This is a genomic window from Rhodoferax sp. LB1P47 (assembly GCF_056521445.1).
Genome location: NZ_JBWMAU010000014.1, coordinates 109,918 through 127,976, shown reverse-complemented (window position 1 = coordinate 127,976; position 18,059 = coordinate 109,918). Strand labels below are relative to the sequence as shown.

Genomic DNA, 18,059 nt, shown 5'->3' with positions numbered 1-18,059 from the left:
TGACAGTCCCAGTGCTTGGCAAAATAACGCTTCTTGCATTTGTGTTTCTCCTTTGGGATTGGATGTCAACACAATTTTCTAGCCCGTGGTGCGCCACCCGAAACGGAAGAGAGCCAATTTCTTTTAAATCTGCTGTGTACCGCCTTGCCCCCTCCCCGGCCCTCCCCCGGAGGGGGAGGGAGGAATACCGGCCCCCGCATGACCCCTCCCCCTCCGGGGGAGGGTTGGGGTGGGGGCGAGCGGCCATCAACCATATGAACCAGCCCCGGGGTCAGGCTGCGACGAACTCATTCCATTTGCTCACCATGTAGTTGTTCTCATCCATCAGCGCGTTCCAGCAGGCGATGCCGCCCATGCGGGCCTCATAACTGCCGCCGTCGCGCACCGCGCCGGTCTTGGCCAGCACGTCGCCGCCAGGGCTCTTGATGTCTTGCGTAGCGGGCTTGCCTTCCATCCAGTAGGCCCACTCGTAGGCTTCCATCTTGGACTTGGCGGTGTCCAACACGGCGCTGTAGTAGCCCTGGCGGTTCAGGTAGGCACCGGCCCAGCCGTCGAGGAACCAGTTGATGAATTCATACGCGCCGTCCAGGGTCTTGCCCTTTAACGTTGCGGGCAAGCCGAAGCCAGCCGCCCATGCGCGGTAGCCTTCTTTCAGCGGCTGGAAGGTGCAGGCGATGCCCTTGGTGCGCACGGCGGTCACGGCGGGGCTCCACATCGACTGGATCACCACTTCGCCCGAGGCCATCAGGTTGACGGACTCGTTGAAGTCCTTCCACAGCGCGCGGAACTGGCCTTGCTTTTTGGCTTCAATCAGGGTCTTGATGGTCAGGTCGATTTCCTTCTTGGTCATGTTGCCCTTGTCGGGGTATTTGTAGATGCCCATAGCTTCGACCACCATCGCCGCGTCCATGATGCCGATGCTGGGGATGTTCAAAATCGCGGCCTTGCCCTTGAACTCGGGGTTCAGCAGCTCGGCCCACGAGGTAATGGGGCGCTTGATCAAATCGGGGCGGATGCCCAGCGTGTCGGCGTTGTACACGGTGGGGATCAGCGACATGAATTGGGTCGGGGTCTTGCTGAACACCTTGGACTTTTCGCCCTCCAGGTAGATCACTTTCTTAGGTGCTGTGCCCTGGTCGCCCACGGCCTTGCCGCCCACCATGCCGGTGGTGAACAGGGTGGTGATCTTGTCGGCATTTTTGATGCGCTTGACGTCGATACCCTTAAGGTTGCCGGTGGGCACGATTTTCTTCAGCGAGAAGTATTCGGTGTCGATCAAATCAAAGCTGTTGGGCGCGGTGACGGCGCGCTTGGTCACGTCGTCGGTGGTGACGGCCACGTACTGGATGGTGATGCCGGTGTCGGCCTTGAACTTTTCGGCAATCGCTTTGTCCTGGTTCACCGCCGTACCCAGGTAGCGCAGCACGATGGGTTCGGCCGAGTGCACTGCCGGGAAAATGCCGGTGGCCAAAATGCCCGCCGTGCCCTTGAGCAGTGAGCGGCGCTGCATGGTGGCAGCCAAAGCGTTGATTGGAAGTACGTCGGACATGGTCAAAAACTCCTAGGTTTGGGTAGAGAAATTCAAGCAACAACGGGAACAGAAACAGAACGGAGCGAAGAACTGAGGGGATGGGCGGCTTCTGCCGCCCAGGCCAGCTGCACGGCCTCGGCCACGCGGTAGGGGCGGGCGGCAAACTGGGCTTCGGACACCATCACCGAGAACTCGGCGGTACTGCTGGCGTTGTGCGCGACGCCGGGTTTTTGCAGTCCCAGCAACACGTAGGTGCCCTGGTATTCCACATCACTCACCACGGCGCGGAGGTTGTGCGGGCCGTCGTGCAAGGAGGCTTCGGCCGGGATGATTTGCATGTGGTCGGTGCGCACACCAATCTTGCCGCGTGGCGTGTCCAGCACGTTGTGCCCGCCCATGAAGCGCGCCACAAATTCGCTAGCCGGGCGGTTGTAGACCTCGTGCGGTGAACCCACCTGTTCGATCCGCCCGTGGTTCATCACCACCATCGTGTCGGCCAGGGCCATGGCTTCTTCTTGCGAGTGGGTGACGTGGATGAAGGTCAGGCCCAGCTCTTTTTGCCAACGGCGCAGCTCGGCCCGCATCTGGATGCGCAAAAACGGGTCCAGGGCGGACAAGGGCTCGTCCAGCAGCAACACCTTGGGCTGGGTGATCAGGGCACGGGCCAGTGCCACCCGCTGCTGTTGGCCGCCGGACAATTCACTGGGGGTACGGTCGGCCAGATGGCCCATGGCCACACGGTCCAGCAAATCTTTGGCCTTCGCATGGCGCTCGGCCTTGTCCATGCCTTTCATCTTCAGGCTGAAGGCCACGTTGTCCAGCGCGCTGAGGTGCGGAAACAGCGCAAAGCTCTGGAACATCATGGCAGTGCCCCGCGCGGCGGCGGGCAGGTCGGTGATGTTGCGGTTCTCCAGCAAGATGTCGCCACTGCTCACCGACTCATGCCCCGCCACCATCCGCAGCGTAGTGCTTTTGCCGCAGCCCGAAGGCCCCAGCAAACAGCAATAGCTACCGCTGGCGATACGCAGGTTGATGCTGTCGACGGCCGGCTTGCCCGATCCATAGCGCTTGGTCAGCGCGATGATTTCGATGGCCGAAGGTGCGGGGGCTGGGGTGTTGGCGTGCATAGCCAAGCCCTACGCATAGGCCGTGCCAGCTCTGCGCGCAATCTGATTGTTAAATTGCGTACAAAACTGCACCGGTAATGTGCGCAATTCAACCCGGCGCGCAGGCTTGGTGCGCTAGCCCGCTGCTATCTGGCGCAAAGCCTGCTCAAACACTTCCGGCGGCTGGCCACCCGAGATCAAATGCCGGTCGTTGATGATGATGGCGGGCACCGACTGGATACCTTGGCCGGTGTAGAACTGCTCGCGTTCACGTACCTCTGCCGCAAATTCGTCGGATTCCAGAATCGCCCGGGCCCGCACCGGGTCCAGTCCCACCTGTTCGGCCACCTGCACCAGCAAGGCGTGGTCGCTGGGGTTTTGGCCCAGGGTGAAGTAGGCATCGAACAGCGCCTGCTTCAGGGCGCGCTGGTGGCCTTCCAGTTCGGCCCAGTGCAGCAGACGGTGCGCATCGAAGGTGTTGTAGATGCGGTTGCGCTGGCCCAGGTTGAAGGTAAAGCCCAGTTCCGCCCCCCGGGCACGGATGTTTTCCTTGGCGGCCGCCGCTTGCGCCGGGGTGGAGCCGTATTTGCGCGCCAGGTGCTCGGTGGTGTCTTCGCCCTCGGGGGCCATCTGTGGGTTGAGCTCAAAGGGCTGAAAGTGCAACTCGGTGCTGATGCTGCCGGCCACCCGCTCCAGCGCCTGCTCCAGCGACTTCAAACCCACCACGCACCAGGGGCAGGACACATCCGAGACGAAATCAATTTTGAGTTTAGGGGTCATTTTTCAGTTACCTTGAAAAGCTGTGGATAGTGCTGGCACAACTGGCTAGTTATCCACAGGGAAACACGTTTTTAAAAAGTTGTTCATTTTTGCGTGACACCAAAAAAGCAAGGTCACGCACACCCGGCAACAGGGGATAAGCTGTTGATTAAAAAGGACAAAACAGACTTACCCACAGAAGAGGCCGTTGCTTACTACTACTACTATGTATTAATAGAACCATTAGAAGAATAGTCAAACAACAAGTCTCAGGGGATTGCAAGCCGAAAAGACCCCAAAAATACAAAAAGGCAGGCCTCCAAGGGGTTGGAGAGCCTGCCTTTGACGGAATGGGCGGTTTAAGAACGTGCTCAGGGGCCTGGGCGGGTCGCAATCTCCAGCTGGGTCAGGTAGTGCAGGGCGTGTGCATCGCTGCTGCCACACATGTCTACAGCCGGTTGCAACTGCCCGCACACCGCTGGGCGCTCGGGTTGGCCAAAAATCCGGCAGCGGTTGGCCGCATCCAGTTGCACGCAGCGCACCCCGGCGGGTTTGCTGATGCCATTCACCACCGGCATGCCGGGGATGGGGGAACTGATGCTGGGGGCGATGCAGCAGGCACCGCAGCCGGGTCTGCATTCCATAGTTTTACTACTTATTTGATAGCTGTTAGCGTAGGTTATATATGCGCTAGAGCCTGATTAGGCTTGAAACTTACGCGCTGCCCACAGCACCTGGTCGATCACGGCTTGCACGCTGGCACGATGGGCCTCTTGCTGCAAACTGCCATCTTCGGCAAACGCTTCGAATGCCCGGCCTAACGCGAACTGCTTGGGTGCCACCCAGCATTGCAGATTGGCCATCAATGGTGACAAATGCGTCAGCGAGCGCAATCCCCCCAGCCCGCCCGGCGAGGCACTCAGCAGTCCCACCACCTTGCCGGTAAAGGCGCGGCTGCCGTCTTTCCACACTGGGTCGGTTTTGATGGGGCTGGAGGCCCAGTCGATGGTGTTTTTTAGCAGGGCGGGGTAGCTGCCGTTGTACTCCGGCGCGCAAATGATCCAGGCCGGGTGCGCGAACATGATTTCTTTGAGCCGCAGCACGTCGGTGGGAGTGCCCTCGGCTTCCAGGTCGGCGTTGTACATCGGGATGTCGAAGTCGGCCAGCTCGATGTGCGTGACCTCGGCCCCGGCCGCCGTGGCGATGCGGGCGGTGGCCAGGGCCAGCTGGCGGTTGTACGACTGTTTACGTGTGCTGCCCGCGAAGATAAGTGTTTTCATACGGCAGATTGCACCACAGCCCGGCTCTGCCGGTAGTCTTTGGGCGTCTGCCCATACTGCGCCCGAAAGCTATGGATGAAGTAGCTGGGGTGGGCGTAGCCGCAGGCCCAGGCCACCTCTTTTATCGCCAGCGCGCTCTCGGCCAGCAAGCGGGCGGCACGGGCCATGCGCATGCGGTTGATGTAGGCCACCAGGGCCTCTTGGGTTTGCTGGCGGAACAGGTGCGACAGGTAATCTGCCGTGCAGCCGCACTGTTGGGCCAGGCCGCGCACGCTCAAATCCGCATCGCCCAGCTGGTTTTGCACCAGCACCCGCAGCTTGGTGACCCAGGCGGATTCGGGGGCGCTGTGCGGGTCCACATCGGCCAGCGCGCGCAGCACCCCGGCGCTGGCCGCCGCCACCAGGGCGCGGATTTGCAGCGCTGCCCATTCTGCGTGGTGGCTGTGGCCCAGCCGGGCCGCGTCGGCCAGCCAGTCGTGGATGTGGCGGGCTTGCGGGTGCTGGCGCATCTCTAGGTGGCGGATGCCGGGCTTGCCGGGGCGGATTTCATGCGCCAGATGGCAGGTGAGGGCGTGGGCCTCGGCGTACACCACCAGGTTGGCAAACGGCTGGTCGGGCGCGGCGCGCACCTGCTCTGCATGCAGCAGCTGTGGCGGCATTAGCAGCGCCTCGCCGGGGCCCAGAGTCAGCGTGCCGTGCGGCAGGCGAAAGTCGGTCCAGCCGCTGGTTTGCAGGAACAGCTCGGGGCCGACGTGGAAGTGGCCTTCGCCGCGCTCCACCGGGGCCCCGCTGGGCAGGTGTACCCGCAGCTGGCCGCCCATGGCTCGCCTTAAGAAATCGCCCAAATGCTGGCGCATTACGGCGGCATCTGGGCTGCCGGACGGGGCTTGCGCGGCGCTGCACAGGGTGGATATAGCGGTTCCAGGATTTTTGCTATGCATTGCGGATTTTTGGCAGCAATCGGGCTGGTGGCAGGACGGTGGTAGGCATAGAGTCTAGGCCATACCGCAGCAAAACCCCCACCCAGGAGCCTCCTAGTGAAAACCCGTATTTCTGTTATTGTCTGGAACGAATTTCGCCACGAACGCGAAAACGCCGCCGTTGGTGCCATCTATCCCGAAGGCCTGCACACAGCAATAGCCAACGCACTGGCCGCCACCCCTGGCCTGAACCCCGGAGCGCTGCCACTGGATATTGGTGTGGCGACTCTCGACGACCCCGAGCACGGCCTGAGCGAAGCCCGCTTGGCCGCCTGCGATGTGCTGATTTGGTGGGGCCACAAAGTGCACAACCTGGTGGATGACGCGGTAGTCGACCGGGTGCAAAAGCGCGTGCTCGAAGGTATGGGGCTGATCGTGCTGCACTCCGGCCATTTCAGCAAAATCTTCCGCCGCATGATGGGCACGAATTGCTCGCTGAAATGGCGCGAGGCGCATGAGAAAGAGCGGCTGTGGGTGATTGAGCCCTCGCACCCCATTGCGGCGGGCTTGGGCGAGTATTTTGAGCTGCCGAACGAGGAGATGTACGGTGAGCGCTTCGATATTCCGCAGCCCGACAGCACGGTGTTTATCTCGTGGTTTGAGGGCGGCGAGGTGTTCCGCTCCGGCTGCTGCTGGGAGCGTGGCCACGGCCGCATCTTCTACTTCCGCCCCGGCCACGAGGCCTACCCCACCTACCATGACCACAACGTGCAACGCGTGATCGCCAACGCCGTGCAGTGGGCCGCGCCCCGCGTCAACATCGTGGACGTGTGTCCGAACGCCGCGCCGCTCGAAATCATCAGCCCCAAAGCCGGTTTCACCAACGTCGGCATTGTCCAAACCAAGGCGGACCTGGTATGAGCACCCCACTGCGTGTTGGCGTGATCGGCCTGGGCATGGGCCGTGCCCACATCAAAGGCTGGCAAGAGCATCCGAACGTCGAAGTGGTGGCGATTGCCGACCCCGATGCCGCACGCTTGGGTGCAGTGGGCGATGAGTTTCTGGTGGCCGCCCGCTACGCTTCTGCCGAGGCCATGCTGGCGGCAGAAAAGCTGGACGTGGTCAGCGTCTGCACGCCGAATAAGTTTCACGTGGAACTAACCCTGGCCGCGCTGGCCGCAGGCTGCCACGTGCTGTGCGAAAAGCCGATGGCCATGAACGCCCAAGAGGGTCGCCAGATGCTGGAGGCCGCCCACGATGCAGGCAAGCGGCTGATGATCAACTTCTCGTACCGCTTCAGCGCTGCGTCTCGGGCCTTGAAGGCGCAGGTGGATGCGGGTTTGTTTGGCGACTTCTACTTTGGCCGCAGCGTGTGGCACCGGCGGCGTGGCATGCCCGGCTTTGGTGGCTGGTTTGGGACCAAAGCCTTGGCCGGTGGCGGCCCGCTGATCGACCTGGGCGTGCACCGCCTGGACCTGGCCCTGTGGCTGATGGGCTACCCCACGCCCACCTGGGTGATGGGCAGCACCTACAACCCCATCGCCAGCGACCTGGCGGCCAAGGCCGGCAAGACATTTGATGTGGAAGACCTGGCTGCCGGGTTCATCCGCTTCGCCAACGGCGCCACGCTGGCCCTGGAGGCCTCCTGGGCCGCCAACCTCCAGGAGGCCGAGCTGATGGAAACCCGGCTGCTGGGCACCAAGGCCGGGCTGCTGCAAAAGAACCTGGGCGGCGGCTACACCTTCGACGCGCAGGTCTTCACCGAAGTCAATGGCGCGCCGGTCGATATGCACCTGTGCCCGCCCACGCTGGAGGCCAAATCCGCGATGTTTGACTACGCCGAAGCCATCCTCACCGGTACGCCGCACCCAGCCGGTGGCGACGAGGGGCTGGTGGTGATGCAGATTCTGGACGCGCTGTACGCAAGTGCGCGCACCGGGGAGCCGGTGCGGATTGGCTAGCTATTCCATTTCCAAATCATCCGTGCAGGTCGTTGCCCCTCCTAGCCGTACTACAGCACTGTCTTTGTCGGTGCGCCTACTGCACGAATGATGTAGAAGTGGAATTACGCCAAATGCGGCAGGTAGTCGGTCAACAAAGTTTGCACCGTATCCGCTTGCAGCAGGTCGCGGCGGCGCTTCAGGGCGTCACGGGAGGCTTGGGTGGACATCCAGCGTTTGAACGCCACAAACGTGGCCGGGTGCACGGTATGCATGCGTGCCATGCTGCCGTTGCTGGCCACCACTACGGCGGAGAAGCTGGGGGAATCCAGCAGCACGTTGGCGCGGCGGGCCTGCACCACCCAAAAATCTTCGTCCTCATCGCTGAGTTTGATCGGGTGGGGGGCGTCCCCGGCCCGCTCACGGCGGATGATGTCTACCGCGAAACCGTCTTTGTTGACGGCGGTGTATTTTTGACTTTTGCGGATGCGAAACGTGGCGTCTACTTTTTGTAAAACCCCGAGCATGGAGCTGTCCACCCGGGCCAGTTGGGTGGAAAAAAGAATCCGTTTGCGCGTGTCCCACAGCAAATCCATGTCGCGTGTGGCCAAGGTATCTGCGTCCAAACGCACCCCCGCAACCGCCTCGTAGGCATACAGCGCATGGGTTCCCACTACCCGAAAGTGGGCGTTCAGTTGCGTGCTGGCCAAGCGGCCCAGCAGTGCTACCACCAGCGGGTCTACCCGGCCTACGCGCAATGCCCGGTTCAGCCGTTGCTGCTGCACCAGCGCGGCTTGCAGGCCGGATAAGCGTTCTGCACTTTGTTGCTTTCTGTGAGTGAAGCGCTGGTAGATGGCCTCGGTCTCGGCGGTGCGCGCACCTAGGCTGGTTTCGGCCCCTGCGGGTGTGGTGCGTACTAGGTATTTGGACTCGGGCGTGCTGGGCGGCCCTGCATGCCAGTACATGCCGCCGCGCACCTGGGCGGCTTCTTCCTGGGCCTCTTCCAGGGCTTCAAAAACCGCGATAGCGTCGATATATTGGCGTGCGATGGTGGCGGTGGTTTCTAGCATTTCGGTATGTTAAGTTCTTTTTTGTTTTTATACCGAAAACCTATATAAAACAACGGCATTAGATGTTTTAAAAGATGGTTTTATACCGAGTCGGATCGATGGGTTATCCCCACCCGCACGCCAGCCCCCATTCCGGCCTACTATTCCGCCTTCACCCCCCCACAGGACCACCCCCATGACCACTGCCCACGGCTACGCCGCCACCTCCCCGACTTCCCCCCTGGCCCCCTTCAGCTTCGAGCGCCGCACCCCCGGTGCGCAGGACGTGGCGCTGGATGTTTTGTACTGCGGGGTTTGCCATTCCGACCTGCACACCGCCCGCAACGAGTGGCACAACACCATCTACCCCAGCGTGCCCGGCCATGAAATCGTCGGCCGCGTAACAAAGGTGGGTGATCTGGTGTCCAAGTTCAAAGTAGGCGACTTGGTGGGCGTGGGCTGCATGGTCGATAGCTGCCAGACCTGCGCGCCCTGCGCCGAGGGCCTGGAGCAGTATTGCGACAAGGGCTTTACCGGCACTTACAACGGCCCGGTGGCCCCCAATGGCACGAACACTTTTGGTGGCTATTCCAACCACATGGTGGTGCGCGAATCCTTTGTGCTGCGCATCTCGCACGGGCTGGACGATCTGGCCGCCGTGGCCCCGCTGCTGTGCGCGGGCATCACCACCTATTCGCCGTTGCGCCAATGGAAGGTCGGCCCCGGCCAGAAGGTCGGCATCGTGGGCCTGGGCGGACTCGGCCACATGGGCGTGAAGATCGCCGCCGCTATGGGCGCACACGTGGTGCTGTTCACCACCTCTGAGAGCAAACGCGCCGACGCACTGCGCCTAGGGGCCAAGGAAGTGGTGGTGTCCAAAAACGCCGACGAGATGGCGGCGCATGCCAACAGCTTTGACTTCATCCTCAACACCGTGGCCGCCGCACACAACCTAGATGCCTTCCTCGGCTTGCTGAAGCTGGACGGCACCATGACCCTGGTGGGCGCACCCGACAGCCCGCACCCGTCGCCGAATGTGTTCGGCCTGATCTTCAAGCGCCGCCGCCTGGCCGGTTCGCTGATCGGTGGTATCCAAGAAACCCAGGAGATGCTGGACTTCTGCGCCCAGCACGGCATCGTGTCGGACATCGAACCCATCCGCATGGACCAGATCGAAACCGCCTACGCCCGCATGCTGAAAAGCGATGTGAAGTACCGCTTCGTGGTCGATATGGCAACGCTATAGTTTTTACGCTAATTTTCAGGCATAAAAACAGCTGCTAGCGCATGTTAAATGTGCGCTAGCAGCTATCAAAAAAGCATCATTTTTGCCGGTATAAATACCAGCCCGCAAACGCGGTAAACACCCCAATCAGCCCGGCAATCACCATAAACCCGTGCGGGTGGTCGGCCAGCGGAATGCCGCCCACGTTCATGCCCAGCAGACCGGCCACGATGTTGATCGGCAGGGCCAGCACGGTCACCATCGTTAAGGTGAAGACGCTGCGGTTGGTTTGCTCGCTCACCTGGGCGGCGATTTCTTCTTGCAGCAGCTTGATGCGTTCTTTCAGCTCCGACATGTCGCGGATGGTCAGCGAAAACTCTTCGGTGGCCTGGCGCAGGGCCTCCAGGTCGTGTTCGCTGATCCACGGCGGCGGCAGGCGCAGCAGGCGAAACAAAGCGCCCGGCTCCGGGGCCAGCAGGCGTTGCAGCCGCACCAGCACGCGGCGCAGGCGGCCCAGATCGGCGCGCCGGTTGTGCAGCCGTCCCACCAGAAACTTGTCTTCAATCGCATCCACTTGCAGCGTGGTTTCGCGCACGATACGCACCAGTACGTCGCCTTGCTCCATCAGCAACTGGTTCAAAAACGCGACGGATGAGGCCAGCGGCTTGCCGTTTTTCACCGCGTCGCGCATGCGGTCGATGGAGCGCAGCGGGTGCGAGCGGGCGCTCAACGCCAGGTGCGGGCTTACGTTCAGCCACAGGCTGGCGATCTCGGCGGGGTCGAAGGCGAATTCATAGGCCACGTCGTTGACCACCGCCACCAGCGTGTCGTGCGCGTCTTCGATGCGGGTAGAGCGCGAGCCCGCGTGCAGTGCCTCGAAGAACTCGGGCGCGGCATCCAGGTGCTTGCGGATGCAGGCCTCGGCCATCGCGTCGCTCAGGTTGAAGTGCAGCCAGACAAAGTCGCCCGATGCCTTGGACATGCCGTTGTGCAGCCAGGCCGTGGCTTCGGTCAGGTTGACGGGTACGCCCGCCGTGCCCGCCGTGAACAGGTAGCCGCAGATAAGGCCGGTTTTATCGGCGCCGTAGGTGGTTTGCATGGCGGTGGCAGAGTTAGCGCTGGACTGTAGAGCGCAGCCGTTGCACCAGTGTGACCCCCGCCAACACCAGCGCTCCGGCAACGATGCCCGCCACGCCGTCCAGCAGGGTAGGGGCCACGGCTTGCAGCACCGCACCCACGCCGGGTAGCGCCGCTGCCTGTGCGGTAAGGGCTTCAATCCCGTGGTGCAGGGCGGGCCAGCCGTGCGTCAAAATGCCGCCGCCCACCAAAAACATGGCGGCGGTGCCCACCACCGACAGCGCCTTCATCATCCACGGCGCAAACGCCAGAATGCCCCGGCCCAGGCCGCGTTGCCAGGCGCTGGCTTGCTGGGAAAGGTACAGGCCGCCATCGTCCAGCTTCACAATCCCGGCCACCAGCCCGTACACGCCCACCGTCATCACCAGCGCAATGGTGGACAGCACCGTGAGCTGGGTGCTAAAGCCCTGGCCCTGCACTGTGCCCAGGGTGATGGCGATGATCTCGGCCGACAAAATAAAGTCGGTGCGCACCGCGCCTTGGATTTTTTCGCGCTCCAGCGCCACCATGTCGATAGCCGGGTTGGCCACGGCAGCGATCAGCGCGCTGTGCTCGGCGGCCACGGCGTCGGCGCTGTGCAGGTATTTGTGGGCGATTTTTTCAAATCCCTCAAAGCACAGATACGCACCGCCCACCATCAGCAGCGGGGTCACCGCCCAGGGCGCAAACGCGCTAATGGCCAGCGCCGATGGCACCAGGATCAGCTTGTTGCGGAACGACCCCTTGCACACGGCCCACACCACCGGCAGCTCGCGCTCGGCACGCACGCCGCTGACCTGCTGTGCATTCAGCGCCAGGTCGTCGCCCAGCACCCCGGTGGTTTTTTTGGCCGCCACCTTGGTCAGCAGGGTCACGTCGTCCAGGATGGAGGCAATGTCGTCGATGAGGGCGAGCAGGCTAGAGGCCATGGGGGTGTTTTCCAAGCAGGTGCGCCGGCACGGTACGGGCGCTATTGGTGGATTGTCGGTGGTGGCTAAAACCATACGAAAAATAAGCTTCTAGCGCATATTCCACCTGCGCTAGCAGCTATGAAAATAGTAGCGTTAATTATTTGCGCTGCTTGTCGGCCTTGTGCCAGTAGGTAAACGCGTCCTCGTGCACTTCAATGTCCACCTCCATCACCCGTGCCTGCAACTGGGCCTGCACGTCGGCCACCGCCTGGTTGTAGACCAGCGGGCCGATTTTTTCGTCCATATGGGTCAGGAAGTAGCGCTCGATGGAGGCGATGGCCTGTTGGCGGGTGTCGGGGCGGATGGTGATGGGCATGGGAGTGGTCGTTCAGGGAACAGGGCATGTGTGTCTGCCACTGTAGTTCAAGCCCCTCGCCTTTAAAATGGTTGACCCCCCCAAGCTGTATCTACCGTTCTATCTGGACATTGGGCGTGGGCTTGAGCCAGTGAACCGACAGAGGAACCCGCGTATGTTGTACCCCCAAGAATTTGATGTGATCGTGGTTGGCGGCGGCCATGCCGGGACCGAGGCCGCGCTGGCCGCTGCGCGCATGGGCTGCAAGACCCTGCTGCTGACGCACAACATCGAGACGCTGGGCCAGATGAGCTGCAACCCGTCCATCGGCGGCATCGGCAAGGGGCATCTGGTCAAAGAGGTGGACGCACTGGGCGGAGCGATGGCGCTGGCCACGGACGAGGGCGGCATCCAGTTCCGCATCCTCAACTCCAGCAAAGGCCCTGCGGTGCGCGCCACCCGCGCCCAGGCCGACCGGGTGCTGTACAAAGCCGCCATCCGCCGCATGCTGGAGAACCAGCCGAACCTGTGGTTGTTCCAGCAAGCGGTGGACGATTTGATGGTCGAAGGCGACCGGGTGGTGGGCGCGGTAACGCAAGTGGGCATCCAGTTCCGCAGCCGCACCGTGGTGCTGACGGCGGGCACATTTTTGGACGGCAAGATCCACGTGGGCCTGAACAACTACGCCGCAGGCCGTGCGGGCGACCCACCGGCCGTGTCGCTGAGCGCCCGGCTCAAAGAACTCAAGCTGCCCCAGGCCCGCCTGAAAACCGGTACACCGCCGCGCATCGACGGCCGCAGCATCGATTACAGCCAACTACAAGAACAACCCGGCGACGGCATGCCCGGCGGCATGGGGGCGCAGATTCCGGTATTCAGTTTCATGGGCAACCGGGCCATGCACCCAGCGCAAATGCCGTGCTGGATCACCCATACCAATGCCCGCACGCACGAGATCATCCGCGCGGGCTTTGACCGCAGCCCCATGTTCACCGGCAAGATCGAAGGCGTGGGCCCGCGCTACTGCCCCAGCGTGGAAGACAAGGTGAACCGCTTTGCCGACAAAGACAGCCACCAGATATTTCTGGAACCCGAAGGCCTGACCACCCACGAGGTGTACCCCAACGGCATCTCTACCAGCTTGCCGTTCGACGTGCAGTACGACCTGGTGCGCTCCATGAAGGGCATGGAAAACGCCCATATCCTGCGCCCTGGTTACGCCATCGAGTACGACTTCTTCGACCCCCGCGCGCTGAAAAGCAGCTTTGAGACCCGTGCCATTGGCGGCTTGTTTTTTGCGGGCCAGATCAACGGCACCACGGGCTACGAGGAGGCGGCGGCCCAAGGGCTGTTCGCCGGTATCAACGCCGCACTGCAATGTCGGGGCGAAGCATCTTGGCTGCCGGGCCGCGACCAAGCCTACCTGGGCGTGCTGGTAGACGACCTGATCACCAAGGGCGTGACCGAGCCCTACCGCATGTTCACCAGCCGCGCCGAATTCCGCCTGCAACTGCGCGAAGACAACGCTGACATGCGCCTGACCGAAATGGGCCGCCATATGGGCTTGGTGGACGATGCCCGCTGGGAATCTTTCAACCGCAAGCGCGAAGCGGTGGCCGTCGAGACAGAGCGCCTGCGCGGCCTGTGGATCAGCCCCAAGAACCTGTCGGTGGCAGATGCCGAGCGGGTGCTGGGCAAGGCCATCGAACACGAATACAGCCTGGCCGAGCTGCTGCGCCGCCCGGATGTGCACTACGACGGGTTGATGTCGCTGGCCGGTGGCAAGTTCGCGGTAGAGGCGTTGGCACCTGGTGTTTCACGTGAAACAGCCGAGGCCGACTTTGTGGCCGCCGTGCTGGAGCAGGTGGATATCAACGCCAAATACTCGGGCTACATCGAGCGCCAAAAATCCGAGATCGACCGCGCCGCGCACTACGAGAACCTGAAAATTCCCGCCGATCTGGATTACCTGCAAGTCAGCGCCTTGAGCTACGAGGTGCGCCATACGCTGAACAAACACCGGCCCGAAACCCTCGGCTTGGCATCGCGTATGTCGGGCGTGACCCCGGCCGCCATTTCGTTGCTGCTGGTGCATTTGAAAAAGCTGGGCTGGAAAGACCGGCCGTTGGTGGAGGAGGTAGTTGCATGAGCGACCGATTGGACATCCTGACCCGCAGCACCGCTCAACTCGGCCTGACCCTGTCGGACGCACAGCACCAAACCCTGCTGCGCTACCTGGATCTGATCCTGAAATGGAACAAGGTCTACAACCTGACCTCCTTGCGCGACCCCACTGAGGCGCTGACGCACCATTTGTTCGACAGCCTGGCCGCCGTGCCGCCGCTGTTGCGCCATCTGGCTGGGCGCGAGGATGCCAAGTTGCTGGACGTCGGATCTGGCGCGGGCCTGCCCGGCGTGGTGTTCGCCATTTGCTGCCCGCAGCTGCAGGTGCGCTGCGTAGACACCGTGGGCAAGAAGGCCGCGTTTGTGCAGCAGGCGGCGCTAGAGTTGAAGCTGCCGAACCTGCGCGGTGTGCACGCCCGGGTCGAAAGTTTGACCGAAAAGTTTGACGTGGTCAGCGCCCGGGCGTTTGCCTCGCTGGCCGATTTCACCACCTGGTCGGTCGGCGCGCTGGCCGGGCAGGGCGTGTGGCTGGCGATGAAGGCCAAGCACCCCGACGCAGAAATCGCTGCGCTGCCCGCCTCGGTAGAGGTGTTTCACGTGGAACAACTGGTGGTGCCGGGGCTGGATGCCGAGCGTTGCATCATCTGGATGAAAGCCCTCGCGTAAACTCGCCCCCTCACTGGTGGGGGAATCCTATGTTCGGCATTGCAAATTACGGCGCGTTCGTCGCTGCCATCGTCGTGTTTTTGATGATCCCTGGCCCGGGTAATTTGGCGCTGATTACCTCCACCAGCAAGGGCGGTATCCGGGGCGGCCTGGCCGCCACGCTGGGCGTGATCCTGGGCGACCAGGTGCTGATGTGGACGGCAGTGGCCGGTGTGGCGGCGTTGTTGGCCAGCTACCCGGTGGCGTTTGCGGTGGTGCAGTGGCTGGGCGCTGGGTACTTGGCCTACCTGGGTTGCAAGATGCTGCTGGCCAAGGCGGGCGATGCACCCATCCTCAACATCCAGCCGTCGCACTTCTTGCGCCAGGCTTTGGTCATCACCTTGCTGAACCCCAAGGCCATCGTGTTCTATATGGCCTTCTTCCCCTTGTTTGTGGACCCGGCCCACCACCAGGGTCTGCTGACCTTTACGGTGATGGCCCTGACGATTGCCACGCTGACTTTTGCCTATGGCGTAATCGCCGTGTTGCTGACCCATTTTCTGGCCGAACGCATGCGTGCGAATCCGGCCGTGTTCCGCGCGCTGAACAAGCTGGCGGGCGTATTCCTCATTGGCTTTGGCGTGAAGCTGGCGCTGTCTAAATAATTCCGAAAGTATCCATGGCCAAAGTATTCTGTGTAGCCAACCAAAAGGGTGGGGTGGGCAAAACCACCACCACCGTCAACTTGGCCGCCGGTTTGGCCAAGGTGGGGCAGCGCGTGCTGATGATCGACCTGGACCCGCAAGGCAACGCCACTATGGGCTCGGGCGTGGACAAGCGCACGCTGGAACTCACGGTATACGACGTGCTGCTCGAATCCAGCAGCATTGCCGAGGCCCGGGTGCAGGCCGAAAAGTGCGGCTACGACGTGCTCGGCTCCAGCCGCGAACTCAGCGGCGCCGAGGTTGAGCTGGTGACGATGGAGCGCCGCGAAAAGCGCCTGCAAGCCGCCATTGCCAAGGTTTCAGCCGAATACGACTTTGTGCTGATTGACTGCCCACCCAGTTTGTCGATGCTGACGCTGAACGGCCTGTGCGCCGCCAATGGCGTGATCGTGCCCATGCAGTGCGAATACTTTGCGCTGGAGGGCCTGACGGATTTGGTCAACACCATTAAGCAAGTGCACGCCAACCTGAACAAAGACCTGCAAATCATCGGCCTGCTACGCGTGATGTTCGACCCCCGCATCACCTTGCAGCAGCAGGTGAGCGAGCAGCTCAAGGCCCACTTTGCCGACAAGGTGTTCAACACCGTGATCCCGCGCAACGTGCGTCTGGCCGAAGCACCCAGCTACGGCCTGCCCGGCGTGGTGTTCGACCCGTCGGCCAAGGGCAGTGTGGCGTATATCGAGTTTGCGCAAGAGATGGTGGACCGTATCAAGGCCTGAATTTATAAAAAATAGGCCTCTAGCGCATATACCACCTGCGTTAGTAGCTATATAAACAATAGCAATGACAACTCCCCGCATTCTGCTCCTTCCCGGCTGGCAAAACTCCGGCCCCGGCCACTGGCAAACCCTGTGGGAAGCCGAGTTTGGCGACCTGCGGGTCACGCAGCACGACTGGCTGCAGCCCCTGCGCGGTGACTGGATCACCCGCCTGGAAGAGGTGGTGCAAGAGCAGGACGGCTCCGTGTGGCTAGCCGCACACAGCCTGGGTTGCCATTTGGTGGCGGCGTGGGCGGCGGTGTCGCGCAGCACGGCCAAGGTGCAGGGCGCGCTATTGGTGGCACCGCCCGATACGGACCAGCCAGACTACCCGCCCCAGTTGCACCGCTGGGCCGTGCCGGTGCTGGGCAGGTTGCCGTTTGCCGCCACGCTGGTGGCCTCTACCGATGACCCGTACTGCAGCCTGGCAGTCGCTGAAAAGTACGCCCAGCACTGGGGCGCGGCACTGCACAACATCGGCCCGCGCGGCCACATCAACGCAACCTCCGGCCTGGGCGACTGGCCGCAGGGCAGGGGAATCTTGGGCTTACCCCCAGGCTCCACGCTGCGCGTTTCCGCCAACCCCCTTGCAGGGGGCGAACCTGGTGGTCCGGCGAAGCCGGTCCCACGGGTTCCTGGTCTGGATACCTGACGCCTTTTGTTGAACCCACACAGATACTGGAAAAATATGGCAACCCCCAAACGCAAAGGCCTGGGCATGGGCCTGGATGCCTTGCTCGGCCCCAAGGTCGTCGATCCCACACCGCTGGAAACTGGCTTGCCCACGGTCTTGCTGCTAAGCGATCTGGTGCCCGGCCAGTACCAGCCGCGTACCCGCATGGACGAAGGCGCGCTGTACGAGCTGGCCGAGAGCATCAAGGCGCAGGGCATCATGCAGCCGATTTTGGTGCGCCAACTGGCCAGTGGTGACAACGCAGGCAAGTACGAGATCATCGCCGGGGAGCGCCGTTTTCGCGCTGCCCGCATAGCCGGGCTGGACCGCGTGCCGGTGCTGGTGCGCGACGTGCCGGACGAATCGGCGGCGGCCATGGCCCTGATCGAAAACATCCAGCGCGAAGACCTGAACCCGCTGGAAGAAGCCCAGGGCTTGCAACGGCTGGTGAAAGAATTTGGCCTGACGCACGAGCAGGCCGCGCAGGCCGTGGGCCGCTCGCGCAGTGCTGCCAGCAACCTGCTGCGCCTGCTGAATCTGGCCGACCCGGTACAGACCATGCTGATGGCGGGCGACCTGGACATGGGCCACGCCCGCGCCCTGCTGGCGCTGGACCGGGCCACCCAGATCAGCGCAGGCAGCCAGATCGCCGCCAAGAAAATGTCGGTGCGCGAGGCCGAAAGCCTGGTTAAAAAGCTCAGCGCCGAGTTCTCGCTCACCCCTTCGCCGAAGGCCGCCAAAGAGAAGTCGCGCGACCTGAAACGGGTGGAAGAAGAGCTGTCGGATCTGCTCATGGCCGAGGTCGACATCCGCATCAAAAAGCGCGTCAAACGGCACGGCAAGTTCGAGGAAATGGGCGAAGTGGTGCTGCAGTTTGGCTCGCTGGACGAGTTGAACGGGCTGGTCGAAAAACTCACCCGCAGCGCAGCCGCGCACTGA

The 18,059-nt window shown here is 62.4% G+C and carries 19 protein-coding genes; 9 read left to right on the top strand and 10 right to left on the bottom strand.

The genetic code is table 11. The features are described from left to right. Positions 1 to 271 precede the first annotated feature (271 nt). The 6 genes from AC0969_RS15630 to AC0969_RS15605 form a co-directional block, all read right to left on the bottom strand. Entirely contained in the window at positions 272 to 1,549 is a 1,278-nt protein-coding gene (locus tag AC0969_RS15630) for an ABC transporter substrate-binding protein (RefSeq protein ID WP_479625077.1), read from the bottom strand. Positions 1,550 to 1,581: 32 nt separating this feature from the next. Beyond that, positions 1,582 to 2,658 (bottom strand): ABC transporter ATP-binding protein, encoded by a 1,077-nt coding sequence (locus tag AC0969_RS15625; RefSeq protein WP_479625076.1) that lies wholly within the window; start codon positions 2,656 to 2,658, stop codon positions 1,582 to 1,584. 114 nt (positions 2,659 to 2,772) lie between these two features. Next, on the bottom strand, positions 2,773 to 3,417 hold the full coding sequence (locus AC0969_RS15620) for a DsbA family oxidoreductase (protein WP_479625075.1): 645 nt from the start codon (positions 3,415 to 3,417) through the stop codon (positions 2,773 to 2,775). A gap of 350 nt (positions 3,418 to 3,767) precedes the next feature. Beyond that, complete coding sequence (locus tag AC0969_RS15615; protein WP_479625074.1) at positions 3,768 to 4,040, bottom strand: YkgJ family cysteine cluster protein; 273 nt, start codon at positions 4,038 to 4,040, stop codon at positions 3,768 to 3,770. A gap of 57 nt (positions 4,041 to 4,097) precedes the next feature. Then, the gene (locus AC0969_RS15610; protein WP_479625073.1) at positions 4,098 to 4,676 is read right to left on the bottom strand and encodes an NADPH-dependent FMN reductase; all 579 of its coding nucleotides are present in this window, start codon (positions 4,674 to 4,676) and stop codon (positions 4,098 to 4,100) included. Next, the gene (locus AC0969_RS15605) at positions 4,673 to 5,617 is read right to left on the bottom strand and encodes an AraC family transcriptional regulator (protein WP_479625072.1); all 945 of its coding nucleotides are present in this window, start codon (positions 5,615 to 5,617) and stop codon (positions 4,673 to 4,675) included. Before AC0969_RS15605 ends, AC0969_RS15610 begins: the two co-directional genes overlap by 4 nt. A gap of 96 nt (positions 5,618 to 5,713) precedes the next feature. On the opposite strand from AC0969_RS15605, the gene AC0969_RS15600 reads away from it, so the two are divergent. Together AC0969_RS15600 and AC0969_RS15595 are read left to right on the top strand one after the other, a co-directional pair. Next, entirely contained in the window at positions 5,714 to 6,517 is an 804-nt protein-coding gene (locus AC0969_RS15600; RefSeq protein WP_479625071.1) for a ThuA domain-containing protein, read from the top strand. After that, a complete protein-coding gene (locus tag AC0969_RS15595; RefSeq protein ID WP_479625070.1) occupies positions 6,514 to 7,557 on the top strand; it encodes a Gfo/Idh/MocA family protein in 1,044 nt (347 codons plus the stop codon). Before AC0969_RS15600 ends, AC0969_RS15595 begins: the two co-directional genes overlap by 4 nt. Before the next feature lie 104 nt (positions 7,558 to 7,661). On the opposite strand, the gene AC0969_RS15590 is transcribed toward AC0969_RS15595, so the two are convergent. Next, a complete protein-coding gene (locus AC0969_RS15590; protein WP_479625069.1) occupies positions 7,662 to 8,606 on the bottom strand; it encodes a GSU2403 family nucleotidyltransferase fold protein in 945 nt (314 codons plus the stop codon). A 175-nt stretch (positions 8,607 to 8,781) separates the two neighbouring features. On the opposite strand from AC0969_RS15590, the gene AC0969_RS15585 reads away from it, so the two are divergent. Continuing rightward, a complete protein-coding gene (locus tag AC0969_RS15585) occupies positions 8,782 to 9,831 on the top strand; it encodes an NAD(P)-dependent alcohol dehydrogenase (protein ID WP_479625068.1) in 1,050 nt (349 codons plus the stop codon). A gap of 76 nt (positions 9,832 to 9,907) precedes the next feature. Here the strand turns inward: AC0969_RS15585 and AC0969_RS15580 are convergent, their stop codons facing one another. The 3 genes from AC0969_RS15580 to AC0969_RS15570 all read right to left on the bottom strand — a co-directional run bounded on the left by AC0969_RS15580 (position 9,908) and on the right by AC0969_RS15570 (position 12,213). Next, a complete protein-coding gene (locus tag AC0969_RS15580) occupies positions 9,908 to 10,909 on the bottom strand; it encodes a transporter (RefSeq protein ID WP_479625067.1) in 1,002 nt (333 codons plus the stop codon). A 13-nt stretch (positions 10,910 to 10,922) separates the two neighbouring features. Then, positions 10,923 to 11,855 (bottom strand): DUF808 domain-containing protein, encoded by a 933-nt coding sequence (locus AC0969_RS15575; RefSeq protein WP_479625066.1) that lies wholly within the window; start codon positions 11,853 to 11,855, stop codon positions 10,923 to 10,925. A 139-nt stretch (positions 11,856 to 11,994) separates the two neighbouring features. Then, positions 11,995 to 12,213: a DUF2164 domain-containing protein gene (locus AC0969_RS15570; RefSeq protein ID WP_479625065.1), complete on the bottom strand. Its 219-nt coding sequence runs from the start codon at positions 12,211 to 12,213 to the stop codon at positions 11,995 to 11,997. Positions 12,214 to 12,367: 154 nt separating this feature from the next. Between AC0969_RS15570 and mnmG the strand changes: the two genes are divergently transcribed. The 6 genes from mnmG (at position 12,368) to AC0969_RS15540 (ending at position 18,059) form a co-directional block, all read left to right on the top strand. Then, the gene (gene mnmG / locus AC0969_RS15565) at positions 12,368 to 14,341 is read left to right on the top strand and encodes a tRNA uridine-5-carboxymethylaminomethyl(34) synthesis enzyme MnmG (RefSeq protein WP_479625064.1); all 1,974 of its coding nucleotides are present in this window, start codon (positions 12,368 to 12,370) and stop codon (positions 14,339 to 14,341) included. Next, entirely contained in the window at positions 14,338 to 14,982 is a 645-nt protein-coding gene (gene rsmG, locus AC0969_RS15560) for a 16S rRNA (guanine(527)-N(7))-methyltransferase RsmG (protein ID WP_479625063.1), read from the top strand. Before mnmG ends, rsmG begins: the two co-directional genes overlap by 4 nt. Before the next feature lie 29 nt (positions 14,983 to 15,011). Then, the gene (locus tag AC0969_RS15555) at positions 15,012 to 15,626 is read left to right on the top strand and encodes a LysE family transporter (RefSeq protein WP_479625062.1); all 615 of its coding nucleotides are present in this window, start codon (positions 15,012 to 15,014) and stop codon (positions 15,624 to 15,626) included. 14 nt (positions 15,627 to 15,640) lie between these two features. Continuing rightward, positions 15,641 to 16,408, top strand: a complete 768-nt coding sequence (locus AC0969_RS15550; protein ID WP_479625061.1) for a ParA family protein — start codon at positions 15,641 to 15,643, stop codon at positions 16,406 to 16,408. A 64-nt stretch (positions 16,409 to 16,472) separates the two neighbouring features. Then, on the top strand, positions 16,473 to 17,099 hold the full coding sequence (locus AC0969_RS15545; RefSeq protein ID WP_479625060.1) for an RBBP9/YdeN family alpha/beta hydrolase: 627 nt from the start codon (positions 16,473 to 16,475) through the stop codon (positions 17,097 to 17,099). A gap of 36 nt (positions 17,100 to 17,135) precedes the next feature. Continuing rightward, complete coding sequence (locus AC0969_RS15540) at positions 17,136 to 18,059, top strand: ParB/RepB/Spo0J family partition protein (protein WP_479625059.1); 924 nt, start codon at positions 17,136 to 17,138, stop codon at positions 18,057 to 18,059.

Bases quoted from the DNA above. Each gene is read 5' to 3' on its own strand.
- AC0969_RS15615 (WP_479625074.1), bottom strand. From the start codon at position 4,040: ATGGAATGCAGACCCGGCTGCGGTGCCTGCTGCATCGCCCCCAGCATC.
- AC0969_RS15610 (WP_479625073.1), bottom strand. From the start codon at position 4,676: ATGAAAACACTTATCTTCGCGGGCAGCACACGTAAACAGTCGTACAAC.
- AC0969_RS15590 (WP_479625069.1), bottom strand. From the start codon at position 8,606: ATGCTAGAAACCACCGCCACCATCGCACGCCAATATATCGACGCTATC.
- mnmG (WP_479625064.1), top strand. From the start codon at position 12,368: ATGTTGTACCCCCAAGAATTTGATGTGATCGTGGTTGGCGGCGGCCAT.
- AC0969_RS15625 (WP_479625076.1), bottom strand. From the start codon at position 2,658: ATGCACGCCAACACCCCAGCCCCCGCACCTTCGGCCATCGAAATCATC.
- AC0969_RS15585 (WP_479625068.1), top strand. From the start codon at position 8,782: ATGACCACTGCCCACGGCTACGCCGCCACCTCCCCGACTTCCCCCCTG.
- AC0969_RS15580 (WP_479625067.1), bottom strand. From the start codon at position 10,909: ATGCAAACCACCTACGGCGCCGATAAAACCGGCCTTATCTGCGGCTAC.
- AC0969_RS15570 (WP_479625065.1), bottom strand. From the start codon at position 12,213: ATGCCCATCACCATCCGCCCCGACACCCGCCAACAGGCCATCGCCTCC.
- AC0969_RS15620 (WP_479625075.1), bottom strand. From the start codon at position 3,417: ATGACCCCTAAACTCAAAATTGATTTCGTCTCGGATGTGTCCTGCCCC.
- rsmG (WP_479625063.1), top strand. From the start codon at position 14,338: ATGAGCGACCGATTGGACATCCTGACCCGCAGCACCGCTCAACTCGGC.
- AC0969_RS15575 (WP_479625066.1), bottom strand. From the start codon at position 11,855: ATGGCCTCTAGCCTGCTCGCCCTCATCGACGACATTGCCTCCATCCTG.
- AC0969_RS15540 (WP_479625059.1), top strand. From the start codon at position 17,136: ATGGCAACCCCCAAACGCAAAGGCCTGGGCATGGGCCTGGATGCCTTG.
- AC0969_RS15550 (WP_479625061.1), top strand. From the start codon at position 15,641: ATGGCCAAAGTATTCTGTGTAGCCAACCAAAAGGGTGGGGTGGGCAAA.
- AC0969_RS15605 (WP_479625072.1), bottom strand. From the start codon at position 5,617: ATGCATAGCAAAAATCCTGGAACCGCTATATCCACCCTGTGCAGCGCC.
- AC0969_RS15630 (WP_479625077.1), bottom strand. From the start codon at position 1,549: ATGTCCGACGTACTTCCAATCAACGCTTTGGCTGCCACCATGCAGCGC.
- AC0969_RS15545 (WP_479625060.1), top strand. From the start codon at position 16,473: ATGACAACTCCCCGCATTCTGCTCCTTCCCGGCTGGCAAAACTCCGGC.
- AC0969_RS15555 (WP_479625062.1), top strand. From the start codon at position 15,012: ATGTTCGGCATTGCAAATTACGGCGCGTTCGTCGCTGCCATCGTCGTG.
- AC0969_RS15595 (WP_479625070.1), top strand. From the start codon at position 6,514: ATGAGCACCCCACTGCGTGTTGGCGTGATCGGCCTGGGCATGGGCCGT.